Source organism: Rhodococcus sp. 008, assembly GCF_001682295.1.
Lineage (GTDB): Bacteria > Actinomycetota > Actinomycetes > Mycobacteriales > Mycobacteriaceae > Rhodococcus_F > Rhodococcus_F qingshengii.
On record NZ_CP015203.1, the window covers coordinates 586427 to 601004 of the forward strand.

Below are 14578 nucleotides of genomic sequence, written 5' to 3' on the forward strand. Positions count from 1 at the left end.
TTTGAGCCGCCTGATGGTGTTCATGCGGCTCCGCCGAGCGCGTTCTTCGCCGACGAGGAATTCAGCGCCGCGAACACATGCGCGAGATGCACGTAGTGAATCCAGCTCGAACGCACCAGCTCCACGTCGTCGGCCATCCGGATCATCCAGCGCCGCGCTTCGTCCTGATAGGAGGTGTCGGTGTCCTCGTCGAGAGTGTCCTCGCCGCCGCTGCCCAGTTCCGCGAGGAACTGCTCGAACCCTTGCCCGGTGGGAAGTTTGAGCAATTTCAGGGCGCCTTCGATTGCATGCGGATCACCGCCGACGTCACCGACGAACACCTCGTAGGTCAGGGCGGTCTTGTCGTCGCTGCCGTCCAATCCGAGGAAATCATCCGGAAGTTGCGAGCAGACCAGGGCGCGGACCTTGAATTTGCGTGAGTCGCGCGCGATTCGGAGGTTGAGGGTGCGGCCGGCACCTGTGGATTCGAGGTATTTGTTTTCGTCGAGGAAGAGCACCTTGCGCACGTGGCGAGGCTTTTCGTAGACGAGTCTGTTCGCCAGCCACGCGGCCATGTGCATCAACGGCGCCGTCATCCGTTGCTGCGGTGTCCACTGCGAGGACGGTGTGCCTTCGGGCGGTAGCTGCAGGCCCGGCATCGTCAGGATCGTCAGTCGGATGTCGGCGTCGAATGCATCCGCTCCACTGCCGATCGTGCCCGCTTCCGGGAACAGCACACGCGCTTCGGTCAGTTCCGACATCAAACTGAGCTGCTGGTACAACCCGTTCGCGCAGGTTTTGACGGCGTGGTCCGGATCGCTCACTCCGATGGACTGGATCGCGGCCAACACTTCTCGGAGGTTGTGGTTGCTGTCGCCGCCGACCATGTTCGCGGCCATGTGCAGCACGGGTTCGGTGTGCTCGAGATGCAGATGCCGTTCGGTGAGCATCATCTTGAGCACTGAGACGGCGACCTCGACACGCTCGGCGGCAGCTGCACGCGTATCCGCATCGAACTTCGACTGCGCCGCCGCGAACGGATCTGCATCCCGGGCGAACTCGACGTTGCGGGCGTCGTACTCGGGATCGTCACGACGTGGATCGGTGATCACGCGGTACGGGTTCAAGGCGCCAGCGCGTGAATCGCGTCCGGTGAGGGCGTAGACGCGGGCGATGTCGCGAAACTCCGGTAGTCCGGCCAACGCTGCGAGCGGACCGGAGGGGTCGAGGACGACGCCGTACGCGCCGGCTCTGACGGCTTGGTAGACGATCATGCCTGCCAGGAACGTCTTACCCGAACCGGGTACGGCGACGATCGGTGTCAGCCCGGACTTGTGCTTGATCTCGTGCGCGGCGAACAGGTCCCAGATCACCGGGCGCGGCGAGATGGATCCGGTCTCGCCCAGGACGACACCCCGGCGGTCACCGATCCGGTCACTGACGGTCGCCATCCCGGCGGCGACTGCTTCGACATCCATGTGCCGTTTGTTGGCGATGTTGGCTTGCGGCTCACCGGGTATGAACTCGCGCAGCAACTGGTATTGGCCGTGCTCTTGTTCGAGCGAGATGTGCGGTGAGTACATCTCCTGCAGATCGGAGACTTTCTGCCGCGCATCGTCGGGGTCGGTGCCGACCACCGCGAGGCGGTACCACCCGGTGGTTCGAGTCGAGAGTCCGGAATGGTCTTCTTCGACGTCGGAGATCACGTCCTGTGCGCGGGCGTGCTGCTCCGCCAACTCTTTCGGCGGGACCTGATCGTGTTCGACGGTGTAGTGGTCGAACTGCGATTCGATCTTGCCGGTCAGGGAACGCATGGTGCGGATCGTTTTCGCTTTGTCGTGCAGCTCGATGCGATCGGACCATTCGAGGGGTTCACCGGACGGGTCCCCGATGATCTGCCACGGCAACATCCGTTCCGGAATCGGTAGGGGAGCCATGCGGCCGATCGTCAGCACGATCACCACGCCGGTGTACTTGCGGCCGTCGACGACGCCGGAGACGGTCGTGTACCCGTCGCCTGGGGTGAGGGAGAGGTCGGTGAGATCTTCCAGGGCGGCGACGTCGGTTTCTTCCCAGTCCCCGGCGCCGGCGATCGCACCGCCAGCTTCCAGCGGTAGACCGATGGTCGCTGATCGGCGCAGCAAGTAGTCGATCGCGGCCGGTGTGGCCGGGGTTGCTTTCACTCCGCGGCCGGACATGATGCGTTCGAGTGTGGCGAGGTGATCGGCAAGGGCCTTCTGCTCACGTTCGAAGGCGTCGTCGGCCCAGCTGTTCACCCCGGTGCACACTCTGCCCAGCAGTGGCCAGTGAGCGAGGTGACGCAGCATCCGGGCGGTCCAGTCCAACCCCTGGCCGAGTGAGGAGCGTTGCGGCAGTTCGATACCCCAGTAGCGGCCTTTGATCGTCGCGTTGGACCACAACATCGCATGCTGCTGCCCGCGCAGGTAGTCCGCCCATGACAGTGCGCCGGGAACATCGGGAATCGGGGTGGCCCACGTGTCGTGATCGACTGCCCACTGTGCGACGGGGAACGGGGTGCGCACCAGGCGGCGATGCAGCGTGCTGACGCCTGCCTTCTGCAGGTTGGTCAGGATGATCGCTTCGTCCTGGATGAAGCGGCGCTGCTTTCCGGTGGTGCGGAAATTCCACGGCCCCTGGCGTTGGACGAACCATGCAGTGGACGTGGTCGCGGTGCGGGTGATGTTCGCTGAGGTGCCGGTCAGTTTCAGGCGTACCGCTTTTCGTTCGCGGTCTGCACGTTTCTTCGCTGCGGCCTTGTCGCGACCTGTTGCCGACTTTGCACGTTTCTTGCCTGTGCGGCGACGCTGACGGCCGAGCACTTCGTCTGCGACGTGCTCCGGATCGGTTGCAGGGGAGGTGTGGCCGTCGGTGTCGTCCTCGCCGTGCTCGTATTCAGAACCATCCGGACCGTGTGCGGGTTCGGCTTCGGACCACGCACGCACCGGTTGCGGAGCATGCGACTGCACTGCTGCCCACGACGGAGGGAGGGCACCGGGAGGAATGACCGGAACCGGGTCGTCGAGCTTCGGATCGAACAGAGCCGCAATATCGTTCTCGGGAACGGTCATCGGTGATCCTCACCGTCGAGGCGAACAGCTACGACGGCACGTTCTCCTGTAGTCAACCGCTGAGGTAGCGAGATGAACACGAGTGCGCCGCGCTTCGGTGGGCGCGGCGCAACGAGGTCGTTGAGGGCGGCCTTGAGAACCGACCGCAGTGGGCGGTCCGGGGTGACGAACTTCGCGATCCGGGTCGTAAGCCACACCGTGATCACGGCCATCACCATCAGAGATTTGAATCCGAGCGGGACGTGCAGAATTCCGCGACCGATCACGAACACCACCACGAAAGCAACCACGCCGACGATGCCGGCCGTGTAGCGGATCCGCACGGGCAGTGGATAACCCGTCGGACCGAGGTAGTGCCGGTCCACGCGGTACATCAGGTCGTCGTTGTCGATCACCGAGCATCCCCTTCGAACGTTCTCTGCACAGGCACCAGCGGTTAGGTCGAGATACCGACGAGCCCGAGAATCCAATTGCCGATCCCCGTGGCCGCCGATTCCGATGTCGCGATACCGAGGTAGGCAAGCCCGAACAACCCGAGTCCACCGACGGTGAAGACCCGCGACAAATTGCCCTTGAGCCCACCGACCAGAACCACACACGCGAGGGCGATGAGGATGGTGAAGACGATGTTGTCCTTGATCCACGCGCGCAGACCACCGGTATTGACGTCCGTCGACTGCGCGAGAGTCACCGCATCTGCGGCGAGCGGTGGATGCGTCGGCGGGATCGACACGTCGATCACGGTGGAAGCAAGAGAAAACATGAGCACTCTCCAACACAGTGGTGAAACCAGACCCCACGAATGTGGTTGCGCGGAAACGTAGAAGAGTGGTGGCAGGAATTTCAATGCGACCTGTGGATAACTTTTCGGCTCCGCGGTTGGCGCGTTTGTCGATCAGCGCTGCGCGTGGGGGTGTGTGTTCAGGTGTCGCGATTCACCCCGTCGGGGATCTTTCGGCGCTCGCGGGAAGGACGTTGAATGCAGGGGGTGCGGCCACGGAACGGTCTTCGCTGCGGGTGTCCGCGGGAGACTTCCCAGACCTCGACGGGAGGGTTTCTTCAGAGGAGCGGCAGAGAGCTGTGAACGGGCATCGTCGAAGGACCCGCCGCAGACCATAGAGATCGACACATGTCTCCCTCGCTGTGCTTCGTGGCCTTCGTCCGCCTGAACAATCTGGCACAGAACCATTTTCGGAACGTGTCCGCCAGCTGTGCGAGTCACCCCTGCTGGAGCTTGCTCAATGCACCCGCGCCGTGGCCATGATCAGAAGTTCGAAGAACAGTTCGTCGCCACTGCCTGCGTGGTGTGCATGCGCTGCATGCATAGCGTGTTCAGCACGCACACGTAGCAGGCTGCGCACCGCGTGCTCGAACAACCCCGCATTGAGGGTGCCTGTAGGGGCCGCGGACAGAGGTGGAATTCAAGGGCCCGATTCACCCTTCCCCTTCGGGGGCACTCCCCCGGCCCTTCGGGCCTAGGGGGAGTGTACCGGTCAAAATTGCTTCGCGCCAACATATTTCAATCAACTGCTGGTCAGGGTTCTGAACGGAGTATCGTCGGATCATTCTGGCGCGGCGCCTGCCGCGGTGGCGTCCAAACCGTACTCGGGCGTTCGTGCACCGGGTTCTGTACCTCACGAAGCGAGTCGTTCGAGAGCCCTGCAGGGGTCCGCGAACAGTGGCGCAGGAAGACAAAAACAACCCGAGATGTACATCGTCATCGGGCCCGTCGAATAGGTGGTTGAACAAGTCCCCAAACGGTGTAACAGCGATGCCCTCGCGGGTCCTGAGATCGGTAATGCGCAGCATCACAACCAGAATCAGCAGCGGGTAGAGGGGTGAGGGGTTTTATCGCTCCCTGGTATCGCACTTCGGGGTATGTGACGCACGCTCCAGCCACGCACCCGCGAAAGAAGTTATCCACAGGCGGGTTGAGATCGCTTCCCGCGCTCTGTGACAGTGCACCCCACACACCCCGGCGCCGACCGTCGTGGACTGGATTCGAGCGAGAGGAGTAGACGGTGAGCAGAAACCAGCAGGACTCGCTCAAAGACTTTCTCGTCGACCTCTTCGGATCCGACAAACCCCACGCGCGAACAAGTGGTGCGGGGGAGTCCGCCATCCACCCGTACAGGGCGTGGGCGCCTTTCGCCGTCATCGCAACAACACTCGCGTTTCTCGCGCCGCAACTCCTCGAACTCACCGAACAATTCTCGACCCCTCAGTTCGACGGCGCAGTCTCCGCAGTCCACCAATATCGGTGGCCGCTCGCCGCCCTCACTCTCGGCCTGCTCGCCTGCGATATCGCACGGTTCCTCACCCACCGTCACCGCGCCGGACTCGACGCCCAAATCCGGCAAAGCACCCGCCACACCCCGGTCAAAATCATTGTCGGATACCCGCCCGGCATCACCACCCTGCGCAACGCCACCATCACCCTTACTCGCGGCGCCATCATCCGTCCGAAAGAGCTAGACGAATTCACCACCGCAGTCCGGGCTTCCGCGAGCAGACGCACCAGCAAATGGACCTACACCGTCGCCCACGACGCCCACCGCGACCGAATCCGCATCACCCGCACGCTGACTCAACCCGATCTCCGATCACCGCGGCACAAGGCCCTGGCGAACTCCCTCAAAGACGGACCGCTGAAAGAGCCTGCCGTGAGCGTCGCCTCGCTCGACGGCGGCGTCGAAACCGCCTTCAAGATCACCTTCACACCCACCCTCTCCAGCGGTGCACGCGGATTCCAGAAGAAGGTCGACGAAGCCCTCGCGGCCCTCGCCGGCGAGCACGAATCCGGCCGCACCTGGGCCACCGACTGGTTTCCCTCCGAGGGCTATCTCCTGATGAGCCTGCGCGCCCCACTGCCCACCCGCGTCAATCACCCTCTCGAATTGGTCGACGAGAACTTGCGCCACCTGCCCTACGCGACGGCCGCATCGGAGGTGAACATGTTCTGGGACATCTCCACCAAGTCGAACAAACCTCACTGCCTGATCGTCGGACCCACTGGCGGCGGCAAGACATCGGTGATCCGCACCCTGCTCACCGAAGCTGCGCGACGAGGAATCCCGTTCCTGGGCGTCGACCCGAAAATGATCGAACTCGACGGACTCGAGGGCTACCCCGGGTGCGCCGCCATCGTCTACGACGCCGTCCGCTCCGCGATGCTCGTGCGTGCCCTGCACAGCGAAATGATGGCCCGCAACCACTACGTCCACGTGAAGAAGATCGAGCCGTCCCAACTTCCGCTGCTGATCGCCGTCCTCGACGAGTTCTTCATCCTCTCTGGTAAATGGCAGCGCCTCGCCAAAGCCGGTGACGACGAAACCCGCGAACTCCTCAAAGAACTCGACCCACTCGGTGCGTGGGCAGATCTAGCCGTCCTCGCACGCTCGGCCGGTATCCGGCTCCTGCTCGGTGTGCAACGACCTGACGCGTCCCTCTTCGGCGGCGCCTCGGGCAACGCGCGCGACAACTTCGGCACCCGCATCTCCCTCGGCAACCTCTCGCAGGACGGCGCGATGATGCTGTGGGGCGACTCGCAGATCGGCCGCGAGATCGACACCTCCGTCCCCGGCCGCGGAGTCGCCCTCGGCAACGACGGCGTGCCCGTCGACGCGCAGATGTGGTGGACACCGAACGTCGACCCGCACCCCAATAAGTGGAACCAACTCTCGACCTCGGAGAAGAAGATCATCAATGGGCTACGGCCTCAGCAGGAACCGCACATCGCGTTCTACTCGACCGAACTGCGCCACTTCATCGAATCCGAACGCTCCGTCGCCGTCGCGGCCCGTGCCTACGGCCGAGCTCCCGAGCCCACCGTCCTCGGCCACCACGACGACACGCCCACCGCCGATGTAGGGGATGACTTCGCCGACGCGATACCCGCCTCCGCGGTCACCGAAGGAATGACCGTCCTCGTCGACGACGGACGCGGCAACGAACACCCGGCCACCGTCGCCGCGGTCACCGTCATCCGAGACAAAGACAGCGGCGACGTCACCGAAACCACCTTGACCTTCAACGGCACCGGACGGGTCAAGAACCACATCACGTACGGACCACACGAAGTCGTCCTGCTTCCCGAACCTGACACCACCGCACCCGAGACCTGACCCCGCGGCCCCGACTTCGCTGACACGCCTGCACAACCCTCACCCGAAAGGTCCACCCATGAGCCGCCGCATCTCCCAATCGATCACCCCCACCGCCGACGACATCACCGTGCTGCGCAACCCCTTCGCAGCCCCCAAAGGCGGCGGCGACCCCGTCATCACCGAACTACGCCGCGTCCTCAAAAACGCCATTCCCAGCTGGTTACCGAAACTCAGCGAAGACCAGGAACTGACCGCTCCGCGACTCGACGAAATCAAGAAAGCCGTCGCCACCCGCCGCCAGATCATCGAAGTACTCCCCGACGGCAAAGCCCGCGACGACGCCCTGGCCGCCCTCGACAAGGCCGACACCATCGTCCTCGAAATGGACACCGAGCTCTCCGGCGTCGGAGCCTTCACCGGAACCACCGCGTGATGTCGGCCCTTGCCATCGAAATCACCTCCGAGCGAACCGCACTCGTGAGCGGGGCAGGGGACGAAAAGGTGGAACTGTCCGCCGAGAACGGGCAGTCGATCCACGCGGTGATCGCACAGTTCAGCCGACAGCACTCCGCCGACGCAGGTTCACCCGTCGAGGTCACCGTGCAGGAAGCGGGCCGCTCCCGCCAACTCACCGTCGCACCGGACGGGAAGGTGGCGCAATCGCTGCCCACCGGACCCATCCCCGCACCTGCCGACACACCACAGACACGGCCGGATCATCATGTGGACGAACCGGTCACGATGGCGGTGACACCCCTCGTTGACTCATCGCCAGCCGGGGGAGTAGACACTCATGCCTGGCCAGTCCCCGCGGTGCGCATACCGACCTCGACATCAGTGCTCGCAGCACCCGAGATCGCGGCAGGCTCGCACGAACCCGCCCGCACAGGACTACGCGGCCGACTCAACACCATCCTCAACCTCCGGGTCGCCCCGAAACCCGAGTCCGCCGAAATGCGCCACCGCGCCGCCATCGCATCCATCACCGGCCCCCTCCCGGGGTTCTCGATCGTGACCATCGCCAACCCGAAAGGCGGCGTCGGCAAAACCCCACTCGCAGTAGGGCTCAGCGCGATCATCGCCGAACACCGCGGCGCCGCAACCACGGTCTGCGTCGACGTCGCCGACGTCGGCGGCAGCCTCGCCGACCGCGTCAGCATCCCACCCCGCGACGGACACGACGTGCGCTCACTGATCGCCGCCGAGACAGCCGAGCCCGGCAGCATCCGCCCCTCGGCGCTCTCGCAGTACCTCACCCGCCAACCAGGCGGGGACGACATCGTCGCCGGCAACAACGGCGACCACGGATCCAGTCTCGGCTACGACGACGCCCACGCCGCAGCACAGCTTTTGTCTCAGCACCGCGAGATCCTCATCGCCGACACCGGCAACAACCGCCTCGCCGGCAGCTGGCACTGGGCAACCACCCACGCGGACGTCCTCCTCGTACCGGTCCCGCTCCGCCGCGACGCCGCCGCAGCCGCGCACCGCATGCTCCTCGACCTCACCGCCACCGCCGGCCCGGCGATGATGGCTCGCACCATCGTCGTCATCACCGACGGACCCGGAGACTCACCGATGGTCGAAATCGACGCTGTCGACGCCTTTCTCGACGCCGGAGTCCACTCGGTCGCCCGGATGCCGTTCGAACCCCTCTTCGCCTCCGGCGAGCGCATCGCGACCTCGAAGCTCCGGCGCAGCACCACCGAAGCCCTGACCGTCGTCGCCGCGACCTTCGTCGATCTCATCACCCACGCCGCTTGACTGACCCATCATCAGCTGGCGCCGCACACCAGACCTCCCTCCCGGCACCCATCCGCACCCTCCTCAACGAAAGGCACCACATGAGCACCGACACCACCGCAGGAAACCGAGCCGCCCGCCGCGCACACCAACATGGCCGACACCGCCGCCACACCCTCGCCCGCCAAAGCACCATTGCCGTCGTCGCGGCCGCAGCAGTGGCCGCCGGAATCACCCTCGCACCACCGGCACTCGCAGCGCCCGGGCAAGCCGGCATCACCGACGGAGGAGGACAAGCCGGCATCACCGACGGCGGCGGACAGTCCGGAGTGACCACCGAACCCACCCCACCGCCGGCCACAGAAGCTCCAGCCCCGACCGAGCCCATCTACTGGATCGACCCACCCGCGCACTACCAGAACATCGACTACCAGCCGCTGCCGAACTGGGACTACGACACCAACACCTACACACCACCCACCTACACCGACACCACCCCGACCGACTACACCCAGCTTCATCTCCCCGGCCCCGTCGACGTCGTCGCACCGATCATCGCCCCCCGCGACACCCTCCGCATCGGAACATTCCACATCGCACAACCGAACTGGGTCTCCGACGTCGACCTCGAACGGACCAACAACACCACCGCCATCATCGAATCCGGAGTCGCCACCGGCTGGAACTCCTTCGGTGTCCCCGTCGACAAAGCCAGCCGCGACGCCGCCACCCAAGTCGGCGGCGCCGCCGCCGGAGCACTCGCCGGAGGAATCGGCCTCGCGACCCCGTTCGCCATCGGAGGAGCACTGATCGGCGGCACCGTCGGAGGAAACATCGGCCTCGGACTGGGCAACGTCTTTGTCCCCGGAATTGGCTGGGTAGCAGGCGGTCTCGCCGGAACCGCCGTCGGCGCCGGTACAGGCGCACTCCTCGCCGGCGCCCCCGCATTCGTTCTCGGCGGATTGGGCGGAGGAATCGCAGGATTCACCGCCGCCGTCGCGTACGGCGCAGGTGAACTCGGCGAACCCGTCGAAATCGAGGTCCCCGACGTCGACCAACCCGCCGTCACCAGCCAGACCCAGGACACGCTCGCCGACTGGGAGAACTCCGGCCCCATCGGTGAGGCCGTAGCCACCACTGTCCGCGACACCGTCGCCGCTGCCCCTGCGATCGACCAGCAGGCCCGCGACTTCGTCGCCGGACAGCCCGGAGGCGAGCAGATCATCGAACACGTCGACACCGCACTCACGGAATTCCTCACCAACGCCACCCCGGGCCTGGCGTCCTCACTGATCAGCGACGCAGTCGGCGCGGGTATTCCGGCCTAGCCCGCATGATCGGAGCCGTGCAGGGCGGGTGGCAACGCGCCGCCCGCCCTGAACTTGTCCATGCGCCACTGCAGAACCAGACACGAGCACCGAAAGGACGGCAGCGATGGCGAACATGAAAAGGCACCCCGCGGTAGTCGACCTACTCGGTGGCACACCCCACGGCGCAACCGCCGACACGACTGCAACAGTCTCCGCACCTAAGTCTCTGACGCCGCCGAAGCGGCCGCGCAAGAGGGTTTCTCGATCACCTCGCCTGCACTACATCGCTGCTCTGATTGTCGTGGTCGCGCTGCTCGGTTGGTTCGTGCTGCGTCTCCTCTCCGGCAATGACGAGCGCGCACAGGAAAGAATCGCCGACGAGACTGACACCTCGGAAACGGCAACTACCCTCGACGCCACCCCACCCGTTCTCGCCACTGCACCCACGACTGAAACCGATCCCACCGCATGCCGCACCGACCCCGGTGACCAGAAGAGCGACTCCGGAGTCATCGCAGCGTTCGAGCACGCCTACTACGTGACCCGCTCCGGAACAGCCGTCCGTGCACTCACCACCCCCGGCACGTCCCTGCCAGCGCAGGAGAAGATCCAAGCCGGAATCGACACCGTCCCAACAGGAACCACCCATTGCGTGCGCATCACACCGATCGCGGCCGGTATCTACTCCGTCGCTCTCACCGAAATGCGACCTGGCCAAGCGCCAGGTCAGTTCTCGCAGACGATAACAACCAAAGACATCGACGGCCGCTGGTTCGTTGACAGCATCAGCTAACCCACGACGGCGACGACATTCTTCGAGAGAGATGAACCCCCAATGAAAGGCTCTGCCAACCGAGCCCGCCGCGCTGTAACTGTCGCGGTCGCCACCGTCGGTGCTACTGCCGCACCACATGGCGGAGCGACGACACGAGTGCAGTCGCCGGGGTGCCCGCCTCTACCAAGCGGAACGGTCGTAACCGACTCCACCGACGATCGCCCGACCAGGTCGACATCAATACCGCCGCCGACGCGCCCGTCGACTGGAAACTCCCTATCCCGTAGTAGGGCGCTTCTACTTGTCCTTCCACATCGACTGCACCTGACCAGAAAGGAGACTACGGAATGCGCTCCGTAGATACCGAACAACCTGCAAGCGTGAATAATTCACGTACCCAAAAGCATGTCGTGGCCTGCTGACAGGATGAACACGCAGAGATCAACAGGGGGAATTCAGTGTCCAATAACTTGACCGTCATACCGGGCGACGAGGGCTCGCCGGTCATCATCCATGTTCCGCATTCCTCACATCTGATCCCACCTGCAATCCGCGCCGACCTAATGCTCACCGACAAAGAGTTGGCCGACGAGTTGGACGAAGCCACCGACACCGCCACCGACCAGATCGCGCTCGCCACCCTCACCTACGTCCGCGTGCGGCCCACGATCGTGATCAACGAGCTTTCACGTCTGGTCATCGACCCCGAACGGTTCCCCGACGGCGATCCGGCAGAGGCGAACGGCCGCGGCGCCGTCTACACCCGGGCCTGCTCTGGGGTGCAGTTGCGCGCCGAACCGTATCGACGTCGGGCGGAACTGATCGAGGCCTACTTCCGTCACTACGCCGATGCCGTCACCGATGCCGTGGAGAACCGGTTGAACGCTTGCGGGCGGGCGATCGTCCTCGATCTGCACTCGTATTCGGAGAAGCCGTCCGCGTTTGAGGACCCTGCCGCGCCGCGGCCACCGTTGTGTATCGGCACCGACCGCCGGCACACACCGGGATGGTTGACAGCTGCTGCCCGTGACGCTTTCGCGTCCCTCGGCGAGATCGTCGAGAACACGCCCTACAGCGGAACGTACGTCCCGCTGAGGTACTACGGCACCGATGTCCGGGTGGCGTCGGTTATGATCGAATTGCGCCGCGACACCTACTTGACCGACCCGCGCACACCGAACGCTGAACGCATCGCGCAGCTCGGCCGCAATCTCGCCGCCGTGATCGACGCAGTCAGCGATCGAGTCGCCAATGTGTAAACCCAAACCCGGCCCACGCTGCACCCCACACATCCGCGTACGTCTCGACAGCGCCACCGCTCGAATCGATTCTGCCCGAGCCGCTCTCAACGAACACCCCAGCCATGCGCGGCTGCAACGGCGCGTTGCGGCCGCCGAAGCCGCCTACCGGGACACCCGCGAGATTTACGATTCCACCCCCGGCGGCCAGAATGAACTCCGCATGGCGATCGCCGCCGAACCTGACTCCGACAGCCGGGCCGAACTGGCCCGCAGGCTGGCCGCTGGAGAGCAGCTGCGCGCCGAACAAACCGACGCACTGCGCCGCGCACAAGGCGGCGTGGACAATAACAACGAGAGAAACGAGAGAGGGGAACATGATGGACGAGCCGATGACGCAGGAACGCCGCGAGAAGTTTTGGAGGCAGTACGGCTGGAGCCCGGAACTGCCGGAGGATCAGCGCAAGGCGATCGAAGCGCGCTTTCCGGACTGGGGGATCGAGGAAGCCGAAGCTCTCGGCTTCTGATAGGCGCCCGCCAGATCCATCCGGTCACCGACCACACCCTTTCTGCTGACGAACGCGAAAGTTTCGCCGCGCGCGGGCTGTCCGCTCCCACGCTTTACGAACTGGCACCCACTGACGCTGGCGTCTACCGCGAACAGATGCTCGAGCTCACCCGCAAGAATCCTCATGCCGCGTCGGTTCACGTGTACGACGACGACGAATACCGGCAGATGCGACTGTTGGTCACCGACGACGGAAAAGCGGGCGTCGCAATCAAATACGACGAAATCGTCTCCGCATTCGGGCACAAGGACTGCGCGCACCCGAAGGCGGTGCAGTCGATGATCCGCCAGGCCGCCGCCCTCGGAGGCCATCGTCTGGACTGCTTCGACACCGTCCTGCCGACGCTCTACGCGGACGCCGGATTCGTTCCCGTCGCGCGGCTGGCGTGGAACGACGACTACGCGCCCGAGGGCTGGGACTATCAACAGTTCAGCCGATTCAACGGCGGACGACCCGACGTGGTGTTCATGGCCTACGACCCGGACCAGGTCGGCGACATCTACACGCCCGGGACTGGGGAGTACGTCGACGATTACGACGCGGGCATCGTCCGCGCCCAGGCATACCGGCATGCCGAAAACAGACGGGCATAGGCAGTGAACAACGTGCTGAAGTTTAGGATCATTTCTCGAACTGGACGGCGACGGGGGTAGCTCGGTGGCACCGGAATGCGCCGCTGGGAGGACTGTTCTCAGGGTCAGGAACTGTATTCGCGGCGCGAGAGGCGTACCGGTACTTCATGACCGATCGCGTGCGGTAGTGGTGGATCGGCGGCACACTCGTCGCATGGGTGCTAGCTGTGCAACTGAAAGAGGCTTATGACAGCGGGTCTCGTGCTTTTTGCTTGAGGCGTTCGTAGGGCGTTTGGCCCGAGAGGGCGCCGTGGGGTCGATCGTAGTTGTAGTGGTCTTCCCATTGTTGGAGTCGCTCGGCGAAGAGGTTCGCATCGTCGATGACTTCACCTTCGAGAAGTTTGTAGAACTCGTCGGAATCGATGCGATGCGAGCGCTCGACTTTGCCGTTCAGGCGCGGGGTTCGAGGTCGGATCTTGACGTGTCCGATACCCATGTCGAGCAGGTGCCAGTGGAATGCCGAGCCGAATTCCTGACCGTTGTCCGTTTGGACCTTCTCGACCTGGAACGGCAGCTTCGAGAGGACGTGGTCGATGAACTGAATCGCGATCTTCTGGTCGTTGCGCGGGTACGCCCGCAAAACCCGCAATCGAGTGCAGTCATCGATTGCGGTGTACTGGTAGTAACGCTTCTTCTTCCCGGTTTGACCAAGTGGCTCAATGAATTTCACGTCCACTTGCAGTTGGTGGCCGGGGCGTTGTTTCTCGTAGCGCTTCCACCGGGTCTGCGTGCGTTTGTAGCGCTGCGAGGCCGGTAGCCGGTTGAGGCCGAGCTTGTGAAGGATGCGCCAGACACCGGACGGGCTGATAGTCACGTCGAGGTAGCGGGCGAGGTACATCGAGATTCTTTGTGGTCCGAAGTGGTATTGCTGTCGGAGCCAGAGGATCTTCTCGATCACCTGCGGGTCGGTTTTGGTCGGCTGATGATGCGGCACGCTCGACCGATCGTTCAGCCCCTCGACTCCTTCTTCGTCGAACCGTCGCCGCCACACGTAATAGCACTGCCGGCTGATGCCGTAGTAGCGACAGGTGGCGGCGACGCTGCCACTGACCTCCTCGACGTGACGCAGCACTGCGAGTTTGTGTTTTGCTCGCCGTTCGAGCTCTCGTGGTGACATGGAAGTCTTCCTCTCATCGG

11 protein-coding genes are annotated in these 14578 nt (G+C 64.2%); 7 read left to right on the forward strand and 4 right to left on the reverse strand.

Features of this window, described 5'->3' with window-relative positions:
• Positions 1 to 20: 20 nt before the first annotated feature.
• The 3 genes from AOT96_RS33170 to AOT96_RS33180 are packed head-to-tail and all read right to left on the reverse strand — an operon-like array spanning position 21 to position 3831.
• Positions 21 to 3068 (reverse strand): ATP-binding protein, encoded by a 3048-nt coding sequence (locus AOT96_RS33170; RefSeq protein WP_058228477.1) that lies wholly within the window; start codon positions 3066 to 3068, stop codon positions 21 to 23.
• Positions 3065 to 3463 (reverse strand): hypothetical protein, encoded by a 399-nt coding sequence (locus AOT96_RS33175; protein ID WP_058228478.1) that lies wholly within the window; start codon positions 3461 to 3463, stop codon positions 3065 to 3067. The genes AOT96_RS33170 and AOT96_RS33175 overlap by 4 nt, the downstream gene beginning before the upstream one ends.
• A gap of 41 nt (positions 3464 to 3504) precedes the next feature.
• A complete protein-coding gene (locus AOT96_RS33180; RefSeq protein WP_058228479.1) occupies positions 3505 to 3831 on the reverse strand; it encodes a hypothetical protein in 327 nt (108 codons plus the stop codon).
• Positions 3832 to 5089: 1258 nt separating this feature from the next.
• Between AOT96_RS33180 and AOT96_RS33185 the strand changes: the two genes are divergently transcribed.
• The 7 genes from AOT96_RS33185 to AOT96_RS36260 all read left to right on the forward strand — a co-directional run bounded on the left by AOT96_RS33185 (position 5090) and on the right by AOT96_RS36260 (position 13402).
• Positions 5090 to 7192, forward strand: coding sequence for an FtsK/SpoIIIE domain-containing protein (locus AOT96_RS33185; protein ID WP_058228480.1), 2103 nt, complete (start codon positions 5090 to 5092; stop codon positions 7190 to 7192).
• A 58-nt stretch (positions 7193 to 7250) separates the two neighbouring features.
• Positions 7251 to 7607: a hypothetical protein gene (locus AOT96_RS33190; protein WP_058228481.1), complete on the forward strand. Its 357-nt coding sequence runs from the start codon at positions 7251 to 7253 to the stop codon at positions 7605 to 7607.
• Complete coding sequence (locus AOT96_RS33195; RefSeq protein WP_058228482.1) at positions 7607 to 8938, forward strand: chromosome partitioning protein ParA; 1332 nt, start codon at positions 7607 to 7609, stop codon at positions 8936 to 8938. The genes AOT96_RS33190 and AOT96_RS33195 overlap by 1 nt, the downstream gene beginning before the upstream one ends.
• A gap of 80 nt (positions 8939 to 9018) precedes the next feature.
• Positions 9019 to 10245 carry a hypothetical protein gene (locus AOT96_RS33200; RefSeq protein WP_058228483.1) on the forward strand — a complete coding sequence of 409 codons (1227 nt, stop codon included), beginning with the start codon at positions 9019 to 9021 and terminating at the stop codon, positions 10243 to 10245.
• A 106-nt stretch (positions 10246 to 10351) separates the two neighbouring features.
• Positions 10352 to 11020, forward strand: coding sequence for a hypothetical protein (locus AOT96_RS33205; protein ID WP_058228484.1), 669 nt, complete (start codon positions 10352 to 10354; stop codon positions 11018 to 11020).
• A 440-nt stretch (positions 11021 to 11460) separates the two neighbouring features.
• A complete protein-coding gene (locus tag AOT96_RS33210) occupies positions 11461 to 12261 on the forward strand; it encodes an N-formylglutamate amidohydrolase (RefSeq protein WP_058228485.1) in 801 nt (266 codons plus the stop codon).
• A complete protein-coding gene (locus tag AOT96_RS36260; RefSeq protein WP_231917486.1) occupies positions 12254 to 13402 on the forward strand; it encodes a hypothetical protein in 1149 nt (382 codons plus the stop codon). The genes AOT96_RS33210 and AOT96_RS36260 overlap by 8 nt, the downstream gene beginning before the upstream one ends.
• Positions 13403 to 13625: 223 nt before the next feature.
• On the opposite strand, the gene AOT96_RS33220 is transcribed toward AOT96_RS36260, so the two are convergent.
• Positions 13626 to 14558 carry an IS481 family transposase gene (locus tag AOT96_RS33220; protein ID WP_058228486.1) on the reverse strand — a complete coding sequence of 311 codons (933 nt, stop codon included), beginning with the start codon at positions 14556 to 14558 and terminating at the stop codon, positions 13626 to 13628.
• Positions 14559 to 14578 lie beyond the last annotated feature (20 nt).